Source organism: Pseudomonas sp. KH_050 (assembly GCF_057838875.1).
In genome coordinates this window covers 5,629,879-5,652,564 of sequence record NZ_CM174478.1, presented here as the reverse complement: position 1 = coordinate 5,652,564, position 22,686 = coordinate 5,629,879, and the positions used below count along the sequence as shown (strand labels likewise).

Here is a 22,686-nt window from a genome sequence, read left to right as displayed (position 1 = left end):
CGGAAAAATCAGTGACCGATGATCTGTGAGAGAAATTTTCGGGCGCGTTCGGTTTGCGGGTTTTTGAAGAACTCTGCCGGCGTGGCTTGCTCGATGACCTGCCCCTGATCCATGAACAGGACGCGATCGGCCACCTTGCTGGCGAAGCCCATTTCGTGAGTGACACAAATCATCGTCATGCCGTCATTTGCCAGTTCGCCCATGACCTCCAGCACTTCATGGACCATCTCCGGATCGAGGGCCGAGGTCGGCTCATCGAACAGCATCACCTTGGGATTCATGCACAGCGCCCGGGCAATGGCGACGCGTTGCTGCTGGCCGCCGGAAAGTTGTGACGGGTACTTGTGGGCGTGCTCGGCAATTCGTACCCGTTCCAGATACACCTGGGCGCGACGTTTGGCCTCGCTGGAGGAAACTCCCTGCACCAGTTGCGGCGCCAGGGTCAGGTTATCCAGCACGCTCAGGTGCGGGAACAGATTGAAGCTCTGGAACACCATGCCGATCTCGCGCCGCACGGCACTGACACTTTCGGCTTCGCTGGTGAGGGTGATGCCATTGACGCTGATGTGGCCCTTCTGGAAGTTCTCCAGGTGATTGATGCAGCGAATCATCGTCGATTTGCCCGAACCCGACGGACCGCACACCACCAGGATCTCGCCGGTGGCGACGTTCAGGTCGACGTCGCGCAGCGCATGAAAGTTGCCGTACCACTTGTTCAGGCCGGTGATGGAGATCATCGAGTCCCGGGCCTTGGCGACCGGGTTCGTTTCATTGGGAAGCAGCTCGGCGGTAATAGTGCCTGTCATCAGGTTCAACCCCTCACAGTGGATCGGTTGACCCGTTTTTCGATCCTGGCCTGAACCCTTTCGAGCACGAACGACAGGGCCCAGTAAATCATCGCCGCGGTGATCAGCATTTCCAGGTGACGGAAGTCCGCGCGGCCTTGAGTCTTGGCGAGGTACATCAACTCCCAGACGCCGATCACAGACACCAGCGAGCTGTCCTTGAGCATGGCGATGAACTGATTGCCGGTGGGTGGAATGATCACCTTCAGCGCCTGAGGCATGATCACCCGGCTCAGGGTCTTGAACGGGCTGATGCCCAGTGCCCGTGACGCCTCCCATTGGCCGACCGGAATGCTCTGGATCCCGGCCCGGAAGATTTCCGTCATATAGGCGCCATAACACAAGGACAGGGCCAGGACACCGGCGGGCACCGCATCGACCACATAGCCCAGTTGCGGCAGCCCGAGGTAGATCAGATAGATCTGGATCAGCAGCGGAACGCCACGAAAGAACGAGGTATAGAAAGAGGCGAGGGCGTTTGCCAAACCGTTGTTCGAGAGCTTGGCCACCGCACCGATCAGCGCCAGGACAAAGGCAATGATGATGGCCAGGGCGGAAATATACAGGGTGGTCGCGGCGCCCTGAATGATCAGGAAACCGACTTTATCCAGGATGAAGGAGTAGGAGAGGTCGAAGGTATCGAAGAACGCCATGAACAACACAAACAACTCGACCCAGACCACCGTCGTCTGCACCTTGAACTTCAAGCGGCCGAGCACATGGAAGTTCAGCGTGCCCAGCACGGCAATCGCCAGCCCGACCGCTATATTGCGGTAGGCCAGGCTGTCGGGCTCGCTGCCGAACAGCGGCTGGACGAAATGGCTGATGGCGCTGTTACCCAGGTTCATCAGGTAAGCGCCGAGGAACAGCACCACTGCTACACCAAGGAGGAATCGAGGATCGTTAGACTTTTTTTTATAAATTATATTGTCGTGATACATGGATGCCTCTGGTTTGAATGTGTCGTTGATCTCGTTCAGGTAAGAGGGGCTCGGGCCAGTAGTACGCCACCGATCTGGCGGCTACAAGCGACCATAATTCGCTACGTCAGTCGCTGGAGGCATCAAGGGGAGGTATGGCGTGTGCGATCTTTTGGGGACCCCACCGTCCAATAGTCTTGCGCCGACTATTTCCCCGGCGAATTCAGATTCATCGAACGAATCGCCAGCTGCGCCGCCAGTTCCTCATCCACCGGCAGCGAGAAGCGAAAGGTCGCGCCCTGGCCGGGAACATCGAGCAGCTGGATCTCGCGACCATGCAATTGCAGGATCCGGTGCACGATGCGCAAACCCAGCCCTCCATCACGGCGGGCACCGCCGATGTTGAACGGACGCAGGAACAAGCCTTCGCGCAGTTCAGCGGCGATGCCCGGGCCGCTGTCGCTGATGGTCACTTCGACGAAAGATCCCTGGGTCACGAGGCTGACTTCGACTTCGCCATCGAGCGGCGTATGCCGCAGGGCGTTGTCCAGCAGGTTGGTCAGGACCCGCTCGATCAGGCCGAGATCGGCACACACCACTGACCCGCTGGGGGCGAAGGTGGCTTTCAAGGTGATCTGCCGCGCCTCGGCGGTCAGCTCGAATTTCTGGAACACGTCCTGCACCAGATCAGTCAGGGAAAACCGCTCCAGCACCGGTTGCACGAAGCCATGTTCCAGTCGCACCAGATCCAGCAGCGCCTGCGCCAGACCGCTCACCTTGCGACTCTGATCGAGGGCGATGCCGAGGTAGCGGCGCCGGTCGGCCGCGGTCAGCGTGGCGTCCTTGAGTGACAGGGTTTCCAGATAGCCATGCAACGACGCCAGCGGCGTGCGCAGGTCGTGGGAGATGTTTGCCACCAGTTCCCGGCGTTCCTGATCCTGGCGGGTCAACGAGCGCCATTGTTCACCCAGGCGGGTCTGCATTTGTCGGAACGCTGCGTCGAGCCTGGCGATTTCGTCCTGGCTGGCGCCTTTTTCCGCGGTGCTGGCGGCGGGCGGCGAGGGCGGGATCAGCGGGGCGCCGTCGATGTCGAAATGCGCGACGGTCTCGGTCAACCGGCGCAAGGGCCGGGTGATCAGGGCAAATGCCGTAAGGCCGGCGATCAGGCACAACAGCGCCACCAGACCAATCGACCAGAGCGCGGTATTGAGGGCCGCGCTGGTCGCGCCGCGTTCGGCAAAGCGGTCGTGTTCCTCGCTGAGCAGCACCACATAGAGGTAGCCCGCCTGCTGGCCGTTGACCTGTAACGGTGCGGCGCTGAACACCTTGCGCCCATCGACACTGCGCGGGTCATCACCGAGGATCGGCAAGGCGTCGCCATTGATCAGCCGCTGCACTGGCGCCAGATCGACCTTGTCGCGACGCAAGCGGCCCTCGGGCGCGGCATTGCCGACGATGCGGCCGTTGGCGTCGAGCAGATAGACCTCGACGCTGGGGTTGACCAGCATCAGTTGGCTGAACAACTGGCGCACTGCGTCCGGCTTCAAGCCGTTGGCGTCCATCAGTTGGGTGTCGTGGGCAATGTGCCGGGCCAGATCACGGGACAGCCCTTGCACCACTTCCAGTTCGTGCATTTTGTTCGAGCGCACTTGCATCCACACCGAAGTGCCGCAGCACACCAGCAACAGCAGGGCGAACACCGCCGACAGACGCTGGGTGAGGGTCAGTCTCATGACTGATCCTCCTTTGATGCGAATTTATAGCCACGGCCCCACACCGTGAGGATACGCACCGGTTGCGCCGGATCGGCCTCTATCTTGGCCCGCAGGCGGTTGATATGGGTGTTGACGGTGTGCTCATAACCCTCGTGGCTGTACCCCCACACGGCGTTGAGCAGGTCCATGCGCGAGAACACTTTGCCTGGCTGGCGGGCGAAGAAATACAGCAGGTCGAACTCGCGCGGCGTGAGGTCCAGACGCCTTCCGTCGAGTGAGACGTCGCGGGTCAGCGGGTCGATAAACAGCCCGTCGACCATCAGGCTGCCGGCGTCCATTTTCAGGTTGCGCGCCATCGCGTCGACCCGTCGCAGCAGCGCCTTGACCCGCGCCACCAGCTCGAGCATCGAAAACGGTTTGGCCAGATAGTCGTCGGCCCCCAGTTCCAGGCCGAGAATGCGGTGCAGTTCGCTTGAGCGTGCGCTGGTGATGATGATCGGTGTGTAGCGTGCCATGGCCCGGGCCCGGCGGCAGATTTCCAGGCCGTCGACACCCGGCAGCATCAGGTCGAGGATCAGCGCGTCCCAGCCGCCTTGCTCCAGCAGGCGCAGACCTTCATTACCGTCGGCGCTGTGCACCACCTCGAACTGTTCGTCGCGCAGATGCAGCGAGATCAGGTCGGCAATGTGCATATCGTCCTCAACCACCAGGACACGTTTGGGCTGATCCATCGGAACTCAATCCTGCGCTGGGCAATGGGGTTATTGTGCGGCTTTTCCCGGGACCGAGTTATCACGAATTGTTTAACTTGGCGTGAGGATTTGGCGACCATCACAAGCCTAGGCTGTCTCCAACGTAAAGCACTGCGACTTTTGGAGAGCGCCATGTTTTCTCGGCGACAGTTTCTGATAGCGGGCGGCGGCCTGGGCGTTGCGGCACTGGCCATCGGCGTGCTGCCCAGGTGGACGGCAAGTCCGGTCCTGGTCGGCAACGCCAGTGCCAGCGAAACCTTCGAGGTCACTCATACCGATGCGCAATGGCGGGCGCTGCTCAGCGCCGAGCAGTACGAGATTTTGCGCAAGGAAGGCACCGAGCGCGCCTACACCAGCCCACTGAACAATGAACACCGTGAAGGGGTGTTCGCCTGCGCCGGCTGCGACCTGGCGCTGTTTTCATCGAGCACCAAATTTGACAGCCACACCGGCTGGCCGAGTTTCTGGGCGCCGCTGGACAACGCGGTGGCTACCCGTCAGGACCGCTCATTCGGGGTGGTGCGCGAAGAAGTCCATTGTCGGCGTTGCGGTGGCCATCTGGGCCATGTCTTCGACGACGGGCCGAAACCCACCGGCCTGCGTTATTGCATGAATGGTCTGGCCCTGACCTTCAAACCACTCTCGGCATAAGCCCATGGCAATGCCGGTTCTTCCACTTCATACAGGTCGACGCCATGTGGCTCCTGGTTCTCGCTTATCTGGGCGGCGTGCTGACGATTGTCAGCCCGTGCATTCTACCGGTATTGCCCTTTGTCTTCGCTCGCACCGGCCAGCCGTTTTTGCGCAGTGGCTTGCCGCTGCTGGCGGGGATGGCCCTGACCTTCGCGCTGGTCGCCTCACTGGCGGCGGTGGGCGGCGGTTGGGTGGTGCAAGTCAATCAGTACGGTCGCTGGCTCGCGTTGCTGTTCGTTGCGCTATTCGCGCTGACGCTGTTGCTGCCGCAACTCGCCGAACGCCTGACGCGGCCACTGGTGGCGGCCGGCGGTCGGCTGTCCGAAGCGGCGGGTGCCGATACCCGGCCACGAGCCGGCGCCTCATTGTTGATTGGCGTCGCCACCGGCCTGCTCTGGGCGCCGTGCGCGGGGCCGATTCTCGGGCTGCTGTTGACCGGCGCGGCGCTGCAAGGGGCAAGCATCGGCACAACCTTGCTGTTACTCGCCTACGCCGCGGGAGCCGCGACTTCGCTCGCCGGGGCATTGCTGCTGGGCGGTAAAGTCTTTGCGGCGATGAAACGCTCGCTCGGTGCCGGTGAATGGCTGCGCCGTGGCTTGGGTGCGGCGATGCTGGCGGGGGTGGTGGCGATTTCCCTGGGGTTGGACACGGGCATTCTGGCGCGGCTGTCGACGGCCTCCACCGGTGGTATCGAACAGGCGCTGGTCGGCCGGCTGGTCGGTAAATCGCCGCTCAACAGTGGGGTGATGATGGCGCAAATCCCTCAAGCGGGCTCAAACAGGATGGCTGCCGGGGGCGCGATGAAAATGGCCGCGCAAGAGGCTGCGACGCTGCCGATCGAAGGCAAGCTGCCGCCCCTCGACGGTGCCGTGCAATGGCTCAACTCGCCACCCCTGAGCGCGCAGGCGTTGAAGGGCAAAGTGGTGCTGGTGGATTTCTGGACCTACTCCTGCATCAACTGTTTGCGCACCTTGCCGTACGTCAAAGCCTGGGCTGAGAAGTATCGCGATCAGGGGCTGGTGGTGATCGGCGTGCACACCCCGGAATTCGCCTTCGAGCGTGATGTCGGCAACGTGACCAAGGCCATGAAGGACCTGGGCATCAGCTACCCGGTGGCCATCGACAACGACTACAAAATCTGGCGCGCATTCAGCAACCAGTACTGGCCGGCGCATTACTTTATCGATGCCCAGGGCCGGATCCGTTATCACCATTTTGGCGAGGGCAACTATGCCGAGTCGGAGCGGGTGATCCAGCAGCTGTTGCGCGAGGCCGGTGCCGACCAAGTGGCGGGCGGTCTGATCGATGCCAAGGCCCAAGGCGTGCAGCTGGCCGCGGACATGAGCGAAGTCCGCTCGCCGGAAACCTATCTGGGCTACCAACGGCTGGAACATTTTGTCCCGGCCGCCAGCCTGGCGCCCGACCGCGTCGCGGCTTACAGCCCGCCGACCCAACCTGCCCTCAACGAGTGGGGGCTGGAGGGCCAATGGACGGTCGGCGCCGAGCAGGCCACCCTGGTCGCCCCGGCCGGGAAAATCGTCTACCGCTTTCATGCCCGGGACCTGCACCTGGTACTGGGCCCCGGCGCCGACGGCAAACCGGTGCGCTTCAAAGTCACCCTCGACGGTCAGGTTCCGGGCGCTGCCCACGGCACCGACGTAGCCCCGGACGGTACGGGAGTAGTGACCGAGCAACGGTTGTACCAGCTGGTACGCCAGCCGGGGGACGTGACGGAGCGCACCTTCAGCATCGAGTTTCTTGACCCGCAGGTGTCGGCGTATGCGTTTACCTTTGGGTGAAAAAGTGCAGGTGTTTAGCGAGGAATAGGGGTGCCCCTGAAAGATCGCAGCCTGCGGCAGCTCCTTGTATCTCGACTATCGCTCCGCCAGGAGCGATAGTTCTCGACTGATCATCGAGGGAGGGATTTGGAAGCCGTGCAGCTCCTTAGGCCTAGAGCCTGCGACGTAGATCGTGCTCCAACCCTCCACACTCACTCATATAGTTCGAACGGTATCTTGGGCCCGTCTCTGGCGAGAGCCCGCATTCGCAAGGTTGGACAGAGTGCAGTGATGATCACAATTGATTCAATTGGGAGACGATCATGTCCGATTATGTTGGCGTCGACGCCGCTAAACACACCTTTGACATCGCCAAATACCTGCCTAACGGCAAACATAAAACCAAAGCAAAATTGCCCAATGCAATCAAGGGGTTCGAGGAGTTCCACGCCTGGCTGCAGAAGCACGTCGAGCCTTCAGCCTTAATCGTGATGGAAGCCACCGGCATCTACCACGAAGCGCTGGCCGAGTTCTTGTACAACAAGGGCTATCGGGTCTGTGTCGTCAATCCTGCGCAGACCAAAGCCCATGCCAGGAGTGATTTGCAACGGGTCAAAACAGACAAGACCGACGCCAAGCTAATCGCCGATTTCGCCAAGGAAAAGCATGAAAAGCTAACGCTGTGGGCGCCGGAGCCACTGAAGTATCGACAGGTGAAGGCCATGGTTCGTCGCCTGAATGACCTTCAGGAAATGCTGCAAATGGAACGTAATCGTCTGGACGTGTCCGACGACAGCGTCAAGGTTTCGATCAATTCCGTCATCAACCACATCCAGAAAGAGATTGCCGAAACCAAAAAGGCGCTGAAGAAACACATTGATGACGACCCGGACATGCGCCAAATGCGCGACTTGGTGGTGACCATTGATGGCATTGCCGACAAATCGGCGCAGATGCTTTTTGCCGAGCTGGGCGACCTGCGAAAGTATTCGAATCCTCGACAAATGGTGGCGGCGGCGGGCTTAAATCCAAAGCTGGAAGAGTCTGGCCAGCTTAAGGGCCGCACCTTTATCTCGAAAATCGGATCAGCGCGACTCCGCACCGGGCTCTACATGCCAGGTCTGGTGGCGATGCAGCATAACGAAGCGATTATCGCGCTCAAAGAGCGATTGAAAGCCAACGGCAAGGCCCCCAAGCAGATCATCTGTGCAGCGATGCGCAAGCTGCTGCACATCATCTTTGGAGTGATCAAATCGGGCCAACCATTTGACCCGAAACTTGCGCTTGCCCGGTGAGGGTTAAGACGGTATCTACGAGGCCCATGCAGCGCAATTATCAGATTTGGAGTCACCACCATGAAAACTCCGTCCCAATCCACCTGGCGCCGTATCTTGATAGGCCTGGCTGCCGCCACCTTCGTCGGTCAATGCGCGGCCTTTTCCTTCGGCGCCACAGAGGATGCTGTGGCCATCGCCCCACCGGCTCTGGATATGCCGGCCGGTCAATCCGCCAGCGAAACCGTAGTGTTCGCCGGCGGCTGCTTCTGGGGCGTACAAGGCGTATTCCAGCACGTAAAAGGTGTCAAACGAGCGGTCTCCGGTTATGCCGGCGGCACCGCCAGCACCGCTCAATACGAGCAGGTGAGCAACGGCAACACTGGCCACGCCGAAGCCGTCGAGGTGACCTTCGATCCGACCCAGGTCAGCTACGGCAGTTTGCTGCAGATTTTCTTCTCGGTGGCGCATAACCCCACCGAACTCAATCGCCAGGGCCCGGACACCGGCACTCAATACCGCTCGGCGATTTTCCCGGCAAACACCGAACAGCAGCGGGTCGCCCAGGCATACATCGCCCAACTCGACGCCGCGCATTCGTTCAGCAAACCGATCGTCACCCGGCTCGAAAGCTTCAACGGTTTCTACCCGGCCGAGGACTACCATCAGGATTTCCTGACCGAGCACCCGACCTATCCCTATATCGTGATCAACGATTTGCCGAAGGTGGCGCAGCTCAAACAGCTGTATCCAGAGCGTTACCAGGAGAAGCCGGTGTTGGTGAAGGCGCGGATGTAGGTGGGTCGGGGTGGAACACGGTCGGCGTAGATACCGTCTTAACCCTCACCCGGAAATCATATTCTTGCCCGCTGCCTTGGATCGATACAGCGCCTGGTCGGCCCGGCCCACCAGCCCCGTGCGTTGCTCATCCTCCAGACGCTGCACGATGCCGAAGCTCATCGTCACCTTGAAGTCGCCGACAGGGGGTACGTTCAACAGCGCCTGGCGAATTTTCTCGGCCATCACCCTGGCGGTTTCGAGGGAGCTGTTGGGCAAGACCACCATGAATTCATCGCCGCCCCAGCGGGCCAGCAGATCATCTTCGCGCACGCAGCCTTTGATGCTTTCCACCACTCGCACCAGGGCCGCATCGCCGAGGGCGTGGCCGTAGTGATCGTTGATCGGTTTGAAGTCGTCGATGTCCATGATGATCAGCGCCAGCGGTTGGCGGAACCGCTGGGCACGCTCGCACTCCAGCTGCAGCGCCTTTTCCAGGCGGTACCGATTGGCCACCGAGGTCAGCGCATCCCGTTCCGCCAGATGGCGATTCTCATCGAGCTGGAGTTGCAACTGCTGGTTGACCAGGGACAACTCGCGAGTGCGTTCGGCCACGACGGTCTCAAGAGACTGATTCTTCAGTTCGAGTTGTTCGAACAAGCTTCTCTTGTCTTGAATGCTGCGGTGCGCGCCGACCATTCGTGCCACCGACCCATCCGCATTGCGGGCAATCACAATGCCGCGATCCTCGATCCAGGTGTAGCTGCCATCCTGCATACGGCAACGATATTCAGCCTGATAACGAGGGGTACGCAGATGCAGATAATCATCAAACTGTGCCATCACCCGCGGGTAATCGTCCGGGTGGATCACGTTCTCCCAGGTGAACACGCTGTTTTCCAGGGTATGCGGGGGATAACCGAGCATCTCGTACCAACCGGGATTGCGGTAGACGAAACCGGTGTTGGCATTCCAGTCCCAGATCCCGTCGCTGACCAACTCCATAATGGCATGCAGCATGTCTTCATTCAGGTCGCAAACACTGAACTTCAATGACTCACTACTGGACACATCACCCATCATCGCTCTCCCTGCGGCCCTGGTTTCGAGGTGGCCAGGTAATTCGAGAGAGGATAGTTCAAAATAATCTGGCTGCTCTAGCGTCAAATTTCAGTCGCGAGTCTGAACGCTACGCTCATTTCATCTTGCTCCCGGCGGGATACGCCAAGCGCATTGGCCAGCGTTGGCCATTGGCGCACCACTCCCTGGAAGTCCTCGATCAGTTGGTTCGCCTCATTCAGCGGAACCCGAAAAATCGCTGCCACTGAGCGAACAAGGTCAAGGTCAAGGGCATTGTCGTGTTCGCTGACATTCAACTTGAGCGCTTGCCCGTAGCGGTCCGGATTCATGTCATAGGCAGGGGAGAGATGCCAGCCTCGGCCAGGCTCAAGGATGAAGCCGTGATTGCGCAGATGGTCGTCAGTGTTGGAAACCAGCATGTTGAACAGGATGCGGCTCCAAAGCTCACGCAGGTCTGCGTTGGTGTTGGCTCCCTGAGTAATAAGCACCTGAGCCAAATCCAGATAGCTGATGCCGGTCGAGGCATCTTCGCCATCGGTATGGCCGGTGAGCGTCATGGCGGAGGCAAAGTGCAGTCGTCGGCCATTGGCGGTCCGGTCAAAACGCTTTACCCGGAAACAGTGATGCGCGCTTGCATAACGTTCTGCGTCCATCTGCGCGACCCGAAGCCCGCAGGCCTCGGCCAGGGACCCGACGATATATTCCCAGGCGCCGACATCTTGCTCATCGCGCACACTCGGAAACTTGGCGATCCAGAGTTGCCCCTCGGTGTCGACGACGCTGGCCTTGGGTCGGGCACCTCCCAGTGAGCCGCCTGGAGCAATCAACAGGCGAATCCAGTCCCCCCCTTCGGCCGCGGTATTGTCCTGATCATTCTCAAGGGACCGGCTAGCGGCCTCCAGCTCGCGCAACTGGACCAGCGGGGGAGCCGCCAGACCTTCCCGATCGTCGAGGAACGGGCCCTCGTCATTGAGCTTGAAACGCAGAGCACCGACTCGGTAAGTATCATGCACTCCCAAGAGATAATTCGACTCGAACAGTCGCTTATTCGCCGGTTCCACGCCTGCTCTCTTGTCGCGCTCGAACCGACGATTCATGAGCATGCGACCCCACCGGTCAGGACTCGAGTCAGCAAATACGCCGAAGGTCTCGCGTCCTTGCGCGGGATATTGTGAACCTTCGAACAAGCCGATCCTGGGATCCAGCTGGATCATCCCCAGGGTCGGATCAGCGAGTGCCGTGCGCTCATACTCGAACTCAAACAGCTCACCGGCACCACTGCGCCGTGCGTGAAGAAGACCCAGGCGGCGAGGCGCTGGCAAACCGTCCCAGTCGGCATAAACGGCTATCGGGCTCATTCCTGGTCCCCTGTGTTGGAAGGCACTTTACCGGCCTTTTCGGGTTTCACAATCAAGGCCGAAAGCTTCGAGGCGACCTGAACCGGGGCGCCTGGCTCGTTCGGCTTGGGCAGGCTATTGGCCTGCCTGGGCATAGGTATCGCGGACTCTTCCCTCACGTGTGGCGCTGGTCTGGATTTGTCAGTCGAGGTCGACTTTTGCGCTGCAGGCCGCTGCTTTCCCGAGAGCGTGGAATCTTGCAAATGACGACCCATTTCGTCGGCCTGGGCAATCAGGGAAATGTCTTTCTCCAACCCAAGCACCTGCAGTACAGAAAGGTAGGCCCCCATGGTAACTCCCGAGCCGCCTCGCTCTAGTGCCCGCAGAGTCATTTGCGACATGCCGGCCCGCTCTGCCACTTGCTTGGCCGTCAGCTTTCGCCGCAGGCGGGCCAGGCGAAGTCTTTCACCCAGCTCTACCAGCAAATGGCTTGTAGCCGGGAGCAACGGCGCGGTTTTATTGGCCATGAGTGCAAGTATTCCAGTGTTTATCAGCATAGAGTGCAAAAATAATAGCACTAAATGTAAAATCTGAAAAAAATCATGGTGCAGTTATTCTGGCGTTTTATAGCGATTAGTGAAGGAATAATTGCATGTTTTGATCGGGATCCTACGACCTGACGGCAAGGTGCCGACGGCCAGTTGATCGCGCTCAAAGGCGAAATCAATCGGCTATTCGCCTGCGGATACGGCACCGCGTTGTGCCGCGTCTTCAGGTATTCGAACGCCTGGCTGAGGGCTTCTCCGGGTGGTCGCGGGCGATAGCCCAGTTCCGATTCGGCTTTGCTGATGTCGTATTCCTGCTTGATGCCGTAGAACATTCGGACCTGGTCACCGCGCGCGATCAGCGCCCTGACCAGGGTGTTGCCCAAATGCCCTGTCCCAGAGCCCTCTATTGGAAGGAACTGCTCGGGTTGAATTCACTGTATTTCTTTACTTTTGTTTGATAAATACAGGTACGAGCACTTCATTTGATCCATGGTGTAATCAATCATGAAGCGACAGTTCGAAGATATTCAACTGGGCAGCATCGAGTTGTTTTGCCTGGCGGCTGAGTCCGGCAGCTTCACCACCGCAGCCGCGGTCGCCGGTGTCACCCCGGCGGCGGTCAGTCGCTCGGTGTCGCGGATGGAGGCGCGCATGGGCGTGCGGCTGTTCGCCCGAACCACCCGCAGCGTCAAACTGACGGAAAGCGGCCGAGCGTACTTTGAACAATGTCGCCAGGCCCTGGCCCAGCTGGTCGAAGCACAACGGGAAGTCATGGGCAAACAGCAAACCCCCTCCGGAACCTTGCGCATCAGCGTGCCCACCACCTACGGCCATCACCGCATTCTGCCGCTGTTGCCGATCTTCAGGGCGCGGTTTCCGGAGGTGAAGGTCGAGGCACATATAAGCAATCGCAACATCGACTTCATCGAGGAGGGCTACGACATGGCGATCAGGGTCCGGGTCCTGCCCGATTCTGGCTTGATCGCCCGCCACCTCGAAGACGCGCAGCTGGTCACCGTGGCCAGCCCTGAATACTTGCAGCGTGTCGGTACGCCGCAAACCCTGGACGACCTGCACCAGCATGAGTGCATTCAATTCGAGCTGCCCAGCAGCGGCCGGCACATCGCCTGGTTGTTCAAGGACAAGGGCGAAGATCAGGACCTGATGACCGAAGGCGGCTACAGCTGTTTGGACGATGTGCTGGGCGGCGTCACCCTGGCCAAACACAGCGCTGGCCTGTTTCAGACCTACAAGTTCATCATTGAAAAAGAACTGGCGGAAGGCTCCCTGGTCGAAGTCCTTGAAGCATTCCACGGACGCTCCCGGCCCTTCACGTTGCTTTACCCGGGCGGACGCCACACCCCATTGCGGCTACGGGCTTTTGTCGATTTTTTGATGGAATATCGGGCGCGGTGGAGCTTGTCGGTCAGTTAACAGCAATCTATGGTCGGACGATCACCTGTGGCGAGGGGGCAAGCCCGCTCGCCACAGGTGTCACCAGACTGCGAAATCGCACTACGGCGTCTGCGGCCAATCATCCTCAATACTCACCCAGCACGCCTTGGACGCAACATAAATGTGCTTCTGCCGAGCAGGCATAAAGGGCGTGTCGAGGGTCCCCAGCGCCACGGCAATCCAGTCAGGATGCTCCCCGCCCGTACTCGACCAGAACAGGCTCGAGCCACACTGGGAACAGAACTCTCGACTCACCGTTGGCGACGACCGATAACCGCGAATGAGCTCCGTGCCCGTCACGCGTTCAAGCGCTGCACGAGGGACAGTGCCGTAGGTCGCGAATGCAGCACCATGGAATTTTCGGCACTGGCTGCAATGGCAATGGCTGACCGCTTTTATCTCTGCGCGAATTCGATAGGTCACGGCACCACACAAACAACTGCCGGCATAGTCATTCATATTTTTACCTTGTGTCGTTCTAGCGGGGGACATGTGGAATTTTACTACCGAGGACAGTGGGAGCGAGCCGGCTCCGGGCGGCGTTCCGACGATTCAGACACCGCGGTTCGGAGATTTGCGGCGCATGTGATATCGCCAAGATCGCAGCCTGCGGCAGCTCCTACGGGGTTTGTGTACAGCGGATTATTTGCGGGTGCATGGGATTGGTGTAGGAGCTGCCGCAGGCTGCGATCTTTTAGCGGCCAGCCGGCCCTGACTGACCGGCATCAACCCAATCACACCCCGGTCTCAGTCTTCTTACTCTGTGGCCGCGGCTTAGCGCGGCTCCTCAGGCCCAACCAACCGCGTAGGTGGTGAGCCATTGGCATTGTGTTGATAAATAGCCTGCGGTTGCCCTTGTTGGTTGAAAAACACCTGACCAATCCCCGCCGAGTTCCATAGCCGCTCACCCGCCTCAGCATGCTCGGGGATATGCGGAATCACCTGCATCCGTCGACGTTTGGTCAACCAGTTCAGCGGCGAGCGCGGCGAGTACAGCCAGCGATTGAGCCGGTCGAACCATTCCAGCAGTTTCGGCGGAAACTCGTTCTTGATGCCGCTGCTGGTGATCTGCCAGATACGCGGGCCGCCCTTGCGGTGGCGGATCAGCACTTCATAGACAAAGGAGTAATGCACATCCCCGGACAGAATCACGTAATTCCCCGGCGTGCGTGAGTGGCGGAAGATATTCAGGATCACCTGCGCCGCGCCACGATGGGCCATCCAGTTTTCCGCATCGACCAACAGCGGGAAACCGAACCAGCTGAACACCCGCTGCACCGTCTCGATCAGCTTGACGCCGAAGATCGGCGCCGGCGAAACGATGATCGCCGAAGGGTGATCCAGCAGTTCCTGTTGCAGCTCGCTGAGGGCTTCCCAGTCGAGCAGACCCGACGGCTGCTTCAGGTTGAACTCACTGCGCCAGCGCCGGGTTCGGGTATCGAGCACCACCAGCGCCGGAGTGGTCGGCAACACATATTGCCAGCTCTGAAAACGCAGCAAATCATCGATCAGGCTGTCCTGATCGACACTGTCCAGATGCCGGTCCCGGCCAAGGGCCTCGGCACTCAGCGCGCGGGTTTTCTCCAGCAGTGCGACGAACACATCGGGGTTGTTGCCCCAGCCCTGGCAGAGCATGTAAGCCATCAGCGCATTGCCGATGATGCGCTTGGAAAACGGATGGCCGTAAGCCGTCTCTTCCCATTGGGCGCTGAGGTTCCAGTCATCGGTAATGTCATGGTCGTCAAAAATCATCAGGCACGACAGATGCGCGAACACCCGCGAAACACCGCCCAGACCCGCCTTGAAAGCATCGATCCGCGTTTGTTCGCCGGCATAACGAGCCCGCTCTGCGACAGCGAGCACCGGTGGCTGCGGATCGATCAGCGTCCAGGGCACCGGCGACCAGACCAGCAGATACATCGCCATGACTTCAGAGAAGGTCACCAAGTGGTTGTCGGCGGTACTGCTGGTGAAAATCGGCTTCTTCACCCCACCGAAAAACCGCTCGCGCAGGGTCTCATTACTTTCCAGCGCCGGCAGCAGATCGGCACGATGGTAGTAACTGGCCGGATGCCCGTAGAGCCTGGCACTGTCCTCGACCACCGCGCCGTCCAGGTACTCTTCGAACAACCCAAGGCGCTCGATCAACGCATGAATCGCCCGCAGCATCGGCCCCGACACATCATCCGCGTAAACCTGATCGCCACTCATCATCAACAAGGCTGGACGCTGCTCAGGCGCATGCGCCGCGGCCAGCAGCCGATCGACGCAAAGCAGACCCTCGTCGGCGTAATGATGGGGTTTACGGCAGGAGCCGTGGAGCAACTGCTTGATACGGCTCTGCAGGACGAAGTCGGGACAATGCGCATCACCGTAGAGCAGATGTGGGGCCCAGTCGGCGATGCCCGATTGTTGGCCGTCTGCTTCGATGATCAACAGGTCGTACTGAATCGACTGGTCGCAGGGTAGGGCGCGGTCCAGGTGTAGATCGATCAGGTGGATAAAGCCATGCAAGCCGATTGGTACTACCTGGCACTGTTGGGCATCGAGCGAGAAATCGAGAGTCGTTTCCGAACCACTGCCCTCGACGAATCGTAGACGCAGTGTCAAGTCCAGCGCCCTCGACCCCACTACCCATAGCACCAGACGCGTCGGCTCCAGGCGTCGCAGGAGCGGGCCGGCGAGAACGGCAGGTAATGGGGCGGGGGATTCGGGTAGCGGGGAGGTGACAGACATCCAGGTTCAAGGCTCTTGGCGTAAAACAGAGCCGGGGATCATACCGCAGGTGGGGTGGGGTTTTGTTGTGTGGCCTTAAAGCGTGCATTAGTCGTAATCAGTATTTTTTCTTGATGTGTACGGGTGCATGGCTCCGCAATACGGGTAAAGGTGATGTTATTGTGCCTCTATCGCAGCATCTTACGGATCAAGATCACCATGCATGACGTCGAAGCCCTTGCGGCATCTCCCGATTTCTCTGCTCTCATCGGTTACACCGATGCATTCGATCCTTTCAAAACCATGGGGGTAAGAAGCAGCGAACTCGTACATTCAAGAGTTCTCGCCTCCTTCCTGAACAAGCAGGCCCGTCATGGTTTAGGCCCCAAGTTTCTTAATGCATTGTTGACTGCATTGGCGCGGCCCGACGCCGTGGTATTTTCGGGAGCCCGTCTCGATGGCGCGACCCTTCTGAGGGCTACAGAACCGAACACCCAATCCATGGTTTACCGAGAGCTCGAGTTCATTGACCTTGTGATTGCGTTTCCTGCATGTCAGTTGGTCATTGGCATCGAGAACAAGGTGCTGGCAGGGGAGCAGAAAGATCAGATCGCTCGTTACCAGGAAACGCTAAGCACACGCTTCAGTGGTTATCGTCAGGCTCTGGTTTTTCTGACTCGAAGCGGGCGTAAGCCAAAAACCGCTGACATCGAGCATCCCGTGCCTGTTTACTGCATGGGGTACACAGAGATCGCCGGCATGCTTCATACGTGCAAGACATCTCCCGGATTGACTCCAGCCGCGGCCGTCTTCGTTGACCAATTCGTTAACCATATCGAGAGATACATGACTGGAAATGCCCAAATCAGTGAACAGTGTTGGCAGCTCTTCGATAAGCACGAGGACGCTTACAAGTTGATGGTGGATCAGTACCGGTTTTGCATTAAACGAAAAGTCGAACGTATGTTTTTATCTATTGTCGAGCGGTTGTCTACGGATCCGGTTTTCCGTGCAGATTCGTCAAGGTTTCAAATCAAACACTACCCCGCCAGAGACCACGATAAGGAAGTGGTGTTTTGCGAACTCGATATTCGCCTGGAAGATTGGCCGGAGGGCGTATGGATCAAGATCTACAAGCACACATGGTTCGCCGTGTTTCCCTTCATTCTCGATGTAGACTCGGAAAGTCTGGATGCCGATTGTCCTCTACCGATTTCGGAGAAAGACGCACGCCATTGGCCGGGCTACCGGTACGTAACCGCGAGGCAGGACCTGGACGAAGGGCGAAGGATTCGAGCCAAGGGAAATGAACTCACGGAAGACGATATCAATGTGGCCCTTGGTCTAGTGACAGGGTATGTCAGGGAAATTAATGAAGCGCTAGCGACTGATATGTAAAAAACAGTAGGTAGTTTAATTAATAAGGAGAATTTAGCAATGCCTGCAGGAGACAATGAGCGTCTGTTTAGAACGCTCTTGAATAATAAGTTCGGTGCTGAGTGCTTAAAGGGGAAGCGGTCATTTAAAGCCACTCTGGCGGGGCATAGTAAAAGTGTCTATATTTCAGTTGACGACTCATTGAGCATGTCGGATGGTCGATTAGTGCTTTTGGAAGTTGATTCTGGTAACTATGCAAAACTGCTTGCTGGGCAGTATGCCTTGATCAATGGATTGTTCGATGGTGAGCGAGATAAAACTCTATTTGTCGTTGTTCACTTTTACAAAAGCAAAGATAATGCGTTAGGAAAAGAATATGACCCAAGCCGAACGCTTAAGAATCTCAATGCTATCCAATCATTTAATCCATCTGCACAATGGCTGCCGTACGGGGCAATCACCTACAGTGAGTTTTCAAAGATAGTGTCTGAAGCATCCTCCATAGATGAGCTTGGAGCGGTGCTATGGGCTCTAAGTAGTCACCAAGATCCATCCATCAGCAAGAAATTAAAGAAAGTTAGCTAACCCCCAGTCATGAAGCTGCTACGTGACGATTAATAATTAGAGGAGAAATCGGACGGAACGGGGACGTTTTTAGCTAACTAACAATTGACCCGTCTTATAATCGTGGTTTGTCCCCCCGTTTTTCCACGAAATCTTGCATCCTTCGGGTTGATGTCTGGGGCGACGGTGAAGAATTGGTTTGGACGCTGGTCGCTGGAGCGCGGCTTGGTCGATGGTGGTGGGGGCAGGTAGTAATCGAGGGCGCGGTAGGCGGCTTCGTGGAGTTTTTTTGGATCGAGGGTTTCGTAGGGGGAAACGTTTGGGGTTTCGGGTGGATTGGGGGTTACTTTTGAACATTGGCGCAGGCCCTTTTAGTGGCGCTGCAACCATCTCGCTACTAAACGGAAGGGTGGCAGCTGTACGCAGGTTAGTAGACCGGGGACCTAGCAACCGGCGCGCCCAAGGGCGCCCTGCGCACAGCCGCCATTAAGTGCAGGGATAGGAATACCTGACTGAATGGAGCTGTTGCACCTTGCTAGATAACCACGGGCTACTAAACCCGATCGCTGATGGGCAGCGACAGGAGAACCTTAGTGGCGTGGGGCAAGGCGCACAAGCGGGGGGATTCTGGGGGATTTGTAGGCAGTGGCGCAAGTTGGTGTAGTCAGTGGGTGCGGGTGATGCGGGGTGGTTTTTTAAGATCAAAAGATCGCAGCCTGCGGCAGCTCCTACGCGAGGTGTTGCCATAGGGCTGCGCTCTGTCAGTGAAGTATGTCGTGCAGGACTTCGTAGATGATGCCCGTCGCGACGGCGACCAGGATCACGTCGGTACCGGCCTGGAGCCATTCGTATCCGTCATAGTGGGGCAGGCGTCCAACCAGCCGGCCATCGAGCTTTTTGGCAATGCCGGGTGGCAGCGGTTTGCCGCGCGCGAGGTTTTTTTGAATGCCGGGCGGAAGCGGCTGGGCATTGCCCCAGTATTGTCGATTATCGCCAAAGATCACCCGGATGCCGCCCACGTCGATGCTCGGGCCACGATCCCAGCCGCTATCACCCTGCTTTCCTTGCCCCTGTTTGGCGTTGCCGCCGTTCGGGTTGCCCTTGTTGCCGCTATTGCCTTGCTGGCCCTGGTTGGCATGCGGGTTACCTTTGCCGTTGCCTGGGTCGGCAAGCAGCGCGGGTGAACCGGCGAGCAATGCCGCGGCGGTGAACGTGGCGACTAACAGACGAATATTCGACATAGCGTAGAAACCTCTGGAGGAGGGGGCGTGCCCCACATGCCATTAGATTATGGCTAAGCCCTAAGTTCCTGTGGAGGCAGGATGTAATACCGTGAAACCTTTGTGTTGGGGGAAAGAACCTAAATTCAAAGTCCATGTCTGATGAGGGTGAAATCCAATCGCCGGGAGGCATCATGTTCATAAAAAAGAAAAATTTGATGGTTGTTGCTGTTTGCGCCCTGATGCTGGCGGGGACAACCATGCTGCCAAGTGAGCTATCGCTCATCTCCTCTGCTCAGGCCGGCAACGGCAACGGTGGTGGTGGTGGTGGTGGTGGTGGTGGTGGTGGTGGTGGTGGCCACGGTGGTGGCAATGGCGGCGGGCACGGTGGCGGCCATGGCGGTGGTGCTGGTCATTCCGGTGGCTCGGCCGGGAATGGCATTGGCAAGGGGCTCAGTAGCGACCATGCCGGGAAAGCCGTCCGGGATCGAGGCGACAGCGGCAACCATTACGGCAGTACGCGCAATGACGACAATGGTCATGGTTCGGTGACTTCTTCGGTGGCACATGACAGAGATACCCGCGGGTTGAGCAAGGCGACTGCGATCTCTCGCACCACGCCAGGCGATCACAATACCAAGGGCCTGCGTAACGCTGGCGCGTCAAGCATCAAGAACGACCGCTGACGGTTGGGTTGACTGGCCGGTGCCAATGCCGGTCAGTTAATGGAAAGCTATAGGCCGCCGCGTTGTATCTGAAGACTCGCGGTGGCTGGTTTTGGGGGTGCTTCGCAACCCGGCGGGGGTAAGCCCCCTCGCCACAGGTATTGGGTTCGGGCGTCCCGTTCTTACCTTCGGAACAAGTCTGCGGAGGGCACGAAGCAGGCTTTTCCTGCCATTTCGCATGGCCATTTTCCCCCTTGGGCTGTGCTGGCGTGACGCTGACACGGTTCGTGCGAAAGTATCCAGCGCTGTGCCTCAACGGTCGCCAGATTCGCGCCGCAGCCTGGCGAACTCAAGCAAGGTATCGGCAAACTCCCGGGCGGCTTCGGTCAGCGGTTCGTCCTTGCGGGTGATGATGCCGTAGTCCTGAGGTTCTACCTTGAACGGCGTGTTGAGTACTTTCAGCAATCCGCTCTGGACCTGCGACTGGACCATGGACTCGGGCAACAGGGCGAGTATCGGTCCCGATTGCAGCAGTTGCAGGAAAGTCGGCATCGAGATGGTCTCGACCGTGTTGGTGGGCGTGTCCATATTGAACTCGGCGAAGGCACGTTCCATCCGTCGACGTATAGGGGTGTTGAAGGGATACATGACCCACGGCCAATCGCTGAGTTGATCGGTCGCCACCTCGTCGAACTGCAGGAGGGGGTGGCGACTGTTGGCCACCAGACAGAAGGGCTCAGGCCCTAGCGCACGAAACTCGAACGGTTGCTGGAAACGTTCATCGGTGAAGCGCGCAATGATCAAGTCGAGCTTTTTATGCTCGAGCATTTCCAGCAGTTGATCACTGGTTTGTTCGATCACTTCGATGGACAGCATCGGCCGGTCCAGCTTGATCCTGGTGATCGCCTCGGGCAGCACGAACGAGGTCGCCGCGAAAATCGCGCCGACCTTCAAATGACCATGCCCGCCTTTGCGCAGTTTGTTGAGCTGATCGACGAATGATTGTGTGTCGTCCAGTGTTATCCGGGCATAGCGGGCCACGAACTCGCCAAGTTCGGTCAACGCCATGCTGCGGGTTTGCCGTTCGAACAAAGCGAAACCCAGCAACAGCTCGATATCGCGCAACATCTTGCTGATGGCTGGCTGGGTCAGATTCATCAGGTCGGCGGTGGTGTGCATGTTGCGGGTCTTGGCCAGCGTATCGATCAACGTCAGGTGCTTGATCTTGAGCCACTTGCTGACGCTGGCGTATGAAATATCGCGATTTTCCATGAGGCGCTCACGCTGGTTGATAACGGAACGATATCAAACGCTGAATATATGTCATTGGGATTTATCAATCAGATCCACTAGTTTTGCCCCGGTCGTCAGTGAGTGACTTCCCCCGTAGCAGCTGGTGAAGCCTGCGTTCGACTGCGAAGCAGTCGTAAATCATGCACCACGGTTAACCTGTAAAACCGCAGTGCCTGATTTCACGTTCGCCTGCGTGCAGTGATTGACAACCTGGCCGCTCGCGGTCCGGTGACAGGCAAATCTCGCCACTGATTGGCCTGCCAGAAGTTCTTGGTCGATAGAAAACAGTGGTCGCTGGACATCTAATAATAAGGCGCAAATGATGACCAAAAAATCAACAAGATCGGACCACGCGGCAGCTATTGAGAGCGCGATCGCCAAGTGTCGATGGAAGCTGTTGCCTTTCCTCGCCTTGATGTTCGCCCTGGCAATGATTGATCGCTCCAACGTCGGCTTCGCCAAGGCGGCGCTGCAAACCGATATCGGCTTGAGCAATGCAGCCTTCGCCCTGGGGGCCGGCATTTTCTTCATTGGTTATGCAATCTTCGAAGTCCCCAGCAACCTCATGTTGCACCGGGTCGGGGCGAGGGTCTGGCTTAGCCGGATCATGATCACCTGGGGGCTGGTGTCTGCGGCCATGATGTTCACGCGGGATGAAACGACCTTTTATGTGCTGCGCTTTCTGCTCGGCGTGGCCGAAGCGGGCTTTTCTCCGGGTGTCATCCTGTACCTGACCTACTGGTTCCCGGCCCAACGTCGCGGTCAGGCCATCGGGATCTACTATTTCGGCCTGCCATTGGCCTTGATGGTAGGCAGCCCGTTGTCGGGTTGGTTACTGGAAATGCATGGCATGTTCGACCTGACCAACTGGCAATGGATGTTCCTGGTGGAAGGCCTGGCCGCTGTCATCGTTGGGATCATTGCGCTGTTCTATCTCAAGAGTAAGCCTGAGGACGCCAACTGGCTGACCCGTGAGGAGAAGGCCGCCCTGAGCCAGGAGCTCAAGGCTGAAGACAAGCTCAAACTGACCCATGGACCGAAGAGCCTGATGGATCTGGTCCGCAACAAGCGAGTGCTGAAGTTCATCCTGATCTACTTCAGCGTTCAGGTCAGTGTGTACGGGGTCATCTTTTATCTGCCGACGCGAATCGCCGAGCTGCTGGGTACCACCGTCGGTTTCAAGGTAGGCATGTTCATTTCGTTGCCATGGCTGTGCGCCGCCGTCGCCATGTATTTTGTGACACGCTATGCCGACCGGCATGGGGCGCACCTGAAGATGGCGATGTGCATGCTGGGCATGGCTGCGCTGGGTATTGCCGCCTCGGCATTGCTCAATAGCTTTGCTCCGGTATTGCTGGCTTTCTGCTTTGCAGCCGCCGGTTTCGTGACCGTTCAACCGCTGTTCTGGACACTGCCGACCAGTTACCTGGGAGGGGTCGCCGCTGCAGGCGGTATTGCTCTGATTGGTTCCATGGGAAATATCGGTGGCTTCGTTGCGCCGATGCTCAAAGCCAATATGGAGGTCTGGTTCATCGATCCCCGTGCCGGGATGTTGTCACTGTCGGCGGCGGGGCTGGTGGGGGTCTATCTGCTCTGGACGTTGCGCGCGACGAAGGGTCAACCGCAGGTAAACCTGGGCCGTGCAGACGGGATTGCGAGTAATACCTAGGCACTCTCG

At 58.5% G+C, this 22,686-nt stretch carries 21 protein-coding genes and 1 pseudogene; 9 read left to right on the top strand and 13 right to left on the bottom strand.

The window, feature by feature from the left end; genetic code table 11:
- Positions 1-8: 8 nt before the first annotated feature.
- From AC3IUA_RS25975 to AC3IUA_RS25960, 4 genes are all read right to left on the bottom strand, one after another.
- Positions 9-806: an amino acid ABC transporter ATP-binding protein gene (locus tag AC3IUA_RS25975; RefSeq protein WP_489357695.1), complete on the bottom strand. Its 798-nt coding sequence runs from the start codon at positions 804-806 to the stop codon at positions 9-11.
- Positions 807-811: 5 nt separating this feature from the next.
- Positions 812-1,786 carry an amino acid ABC transporter permease gene (locus AC3IUA_RS25970; RefSeq protein ID WP_489357694.1) on the bottom strand — a complete coding sequence of 325 codons (975 nt, stop codon included), beginning with the start codon at positions 1,784-1,786 and terminating at the stop codon, positions 812-814.
- A 185-nt stretch (positions 1,787-1,971) separates the two neighbouring features.
- Positions 1,972-3,498 (bottom strand): sensor histidine kinase, encoded by a 1,527-nt coding sequence (locus tag AC3IUA_RS25965; protein WP_489357693.1) that lies wholly within the window; start codon positions 3,496-3,498, stop codon positions 1,972-1,974.
- Positions 3,495-4,211 (bottom strand): response regulator transcription factor, encoded by a 717-nt coding sequence (locus tag AC3IUA_RS25960; protein ID WP_489357692.1) that lies wholly within the window; start codon positions 4,209-4,211, stop codon positions 3,495-3,497. The genes AC3IUA_RS25965 and AC3IUA_RS25960 overlap by 4 nt, the downstream gene beginning before the upstream one ends.
- Before the next feature lie 153 nt (positions 4,212-4,364).
- On the opposite strand from AC3IUA_RS25960, the gene msrB reads away from it, so the two are divergent.
- The 4 genes from msrB to msrA all read left to right on the top strand — a co-directional run bounded on the left by msrB (position 4,365) and on the right by msrA (position 8,775).
- Entirely contained in the window at positions 4,365-4,883 is a 519-nt protein-coding gene (msrB, locus tag AC3IUA_RS25955) for a peptide-methionine (R)-S-oxide reductase MsrB (RefSeq protein ID WP_489357691.1), read from the top strand.
- Between the two features lie 44 nt (positions 4,884-4,927).
- Complete coding sequence (locus tag AC3IUA_RS25950; RefSeq protein ID WP_489357690.1) at positions 4,928-6,724, top strand: cytochrome c biogenesis protein DipZ; 1,797 nt, start codon at positions 4,928-4,930, stop codon at positions 6,722-6,724.
- A gap of 302 nt (positions 6,725-7,026) precedes the next feature.
- A complete protein-coding gene (locus tag AC3IUA_RS25945; RefSeq protein ID WP_489355766.1) occupies positions 7,027-7,998 on the top strand; it encodes an IS110 family RNA-guided transposase in 972 nt (323 codons plus the stop codon).
- A gap of 60 nt (positions 7,999-8,058) precedes the next feature.
- On the top strand, positions 8,059-8,775 hold the full coding sequence (gene msrA, locus AC3IUA_RS25940; protein ID WP_489357689.1) for a peptide-methionine (S)-S-oxide reductase MsrA: 717 nt from the start codon (positions 8,059-8,061) through the stop codon (positions 8,773-8,775).
- A 45-nt stretch (positions 8,776-8,820) separates the two neighbouring features.
- On the opposite strand, the gene AC3IUA_RS25935 is transcribed toward msrA, so the two are convergent.
- The 4 genes from AC3IUA_RS25935 to AC3IUA_RS25920 all read right to left on the bottom strand — a co-directional run bounded on the left by AC3IUA_RS25935 (position 8,821) and on the right by AC3IUA_RS25920 (position 12,102).
- On the bottom strand, positions 8,821-9,834 hold the full coding sequence (locus tag AC3IUA_RS25935) for a sensor domain-containing diguanylate cyclase (RefSeq protein ID WP_489357688.1): 1,014 nt from the start codon (positions 9,832-9,834) through the stop codon (positions 8,821-8,823).
- Between the two features lie 83 nt (positions 9,835-9,917).
- On the bottom strand, positions 9,918-11,192 hold the full coding sequence (locus AC3IUA_RS25930; protein WP_489357687.1) for a type II toxin-antitoxin system HipA family toxin: 1,275 nt from the start codon (positions 11,190-11,192) through the stop codon (positions 9,918-9,920).
- Positions 11,189-11,698, bottom strand: a complete 510-nt coding sequence (locus tag AC3IUA_RS25925) for a helix-turn-helix domain-containing protein (RefSeq protein ID WP_489357686.1) — start codon at positions 11,696-11,698, stop codon at positions 11,189-11,191. The genes AC3IUA_RS25930 and AC3IUA_RS25925 overlap by 4 nt, the downstream gene beginning before the upstream one ends.
- A 50-nt stretch (positions 11,699-11,748) precedes the next feature.
- Positions 11,749-12,102 carry a hypothetical protein gene (locus tag AC3IUA_RS25920; RefSeq protein WP_489357685.1) on the bottom strand — a complete coding sequence of 118 codons (354 nt, stop codon included), beginning with the start codon at positions 12,100-12,102 and terminating at the stop codon, positions 11,749-11,751.
- A 121-nt stretch (positions 12,103-12,223) separates the two neighbouring features.
- Between AC3IUA_RS25920 and AC3IUA_RS25915 the strand changes: the two genes are divergently transcribed.
- Positions 12,224-13,153, top strand: a complete 930-nt coding sequence (locus AC3IUA_RS25915) for a LysR family transcriptional regulator (protein ID WP_489357684.1) — start codon at positions 12,224-12,226, stop codon at positions 13,151-13,153.
- Positions 13,154-13,234: 81 nt separating this feature from the next.
- Here the strand turns inward: AC3IUA_RS25915 and AC3IUA_RS25910 are convergent, their stop codons facing one another.
- Together AC3IUA_RS25910 and AC3IUA_RS25905 are read right to left on the bottom strand one after the other, a co-directional pair.
- A complete protein-coding gene (locus AC3IUA_RS25910) occupies positions 13,235-13,633 on the bottom strand; it encodes a GFA family protein (RefSeq protein ID WP_489357683.1) in 399 nt (132 codons plus the stop codon).
- A 315-nt stretch (positions 13,634-13,948) separates the two neighbouring features.
- Positions 13,949-15,910 carry an alkaline phosphatase D family protein gene (locus AC3IUA_RS25905; protein ID WP_489357682.1) on the bottom strand — a complete coding sequence of 654 codons (1,962 nt, stop codon included), beginning with the start codon at positions 15,908-15,910 and terminating at the stop codon, positions 13,949-13,951.
- 198 nt (positions 15,911-16,108) lie between these two features.
- Here AC3IUA_RS25905 and AC3IUA_RS25900 point away from each other — a divergent pair, with 198 nt between their 5' ends.
- Both AC3IUA_RS25900 and AC3IUA_RS25895 read left to right on the top strand, forming a co-directional pair.
- Positions 16,109-17,287, top strand: coding sequence for a PDDEXK-like family protein (locus tag AC3IUA_RS25900; RefSeq protein WP_489357681.1), 1,179 nt, complete (start codon positions 16,109-16,111; stop codon positions 17,285-17,287).
- Between the two features lie 39 nt (positions 17,288-17,326).
- Positions 17,327-17,851 carry a hypothetical protein gene (locus AC3IUA_RS25895; protein WP_489357680.1) on the top strand — a complete coding sequence of 175 codons (525 nt, stop codon included), beginning with the start codon at positions 17,327-17,329 and terminating at the stop codon, positions 17,849-17,851.
- A gap of 146 nt (positions 17,852-17,997) precedes the next feature.
- Here AC3IUA_RS25895 and AC3IUA_RS25890 read toward each other — a convergent pair.
- Positions 17,998-18,195: pseudogene (locus tag AC3IUA_RS25890) on the bottom strand (DUF6124 family protein); the annotation flags it as partial.
- 396 nt (positions 18,196-18,591) lie between these two features.
- Entirely contained in the window at positions 18,592-19,071 is a 480-nt protein-coding gene (locus AC3IUA_RS25885) for an anti-virulence regulator CigR family protein (protein WP_489357679.1), read from the bottom strand.
- A 173-nt stretch (positions 19,072-19,244) separates the two neighbouring features.
- On the opposite strand from AC3IUA_RS25885, the gene AC3IUA_RS25880 reads away from it, so the two are divergent.
- Entirely contained in the window at positions 19,245-19,736 is a 492-nt protein-coding gene (locus AC3IUA_RS25880) for a hypothetical protein (RefSeq protein ID WP_489357678.1), read from the top strand.
- Between the two features lie 291 nt (positions 19,737-20,027).
- Here the strand turns inward: AC3IUA_RS25880 and AC3IUA_RS25875 are convergent, their stop codons facing one another.
- Positions 20,028-20,987, bottom strand: coding sequence for a LysR family transcriptional regulator (locus AC3IUA_RS25875; RefSeq protein WP_489357677.1), 960 nt, complete (start codon positions 20,985-20,987; stop codon positions 20,028-20,030).
- 343 nt (positions 20,988-21,330) lie between these two features.
- Here AC3IUA_RS25875 and AC3IUA_RS25870 point away from each other — a divergent pair, with 343 nt between their 5' ends.
- A complete protein-coding gene (locus AC3IUA_RS25870; RefSeq protein ID WP_489357676.1) occupies positions 21,331-22,677 on the top strand; it encodes an MFS transporter in 1,347 nt (448 codons plus the stop codon).
- Positions 22,678-22,686 lie beyond the last annotated feature (9 nt).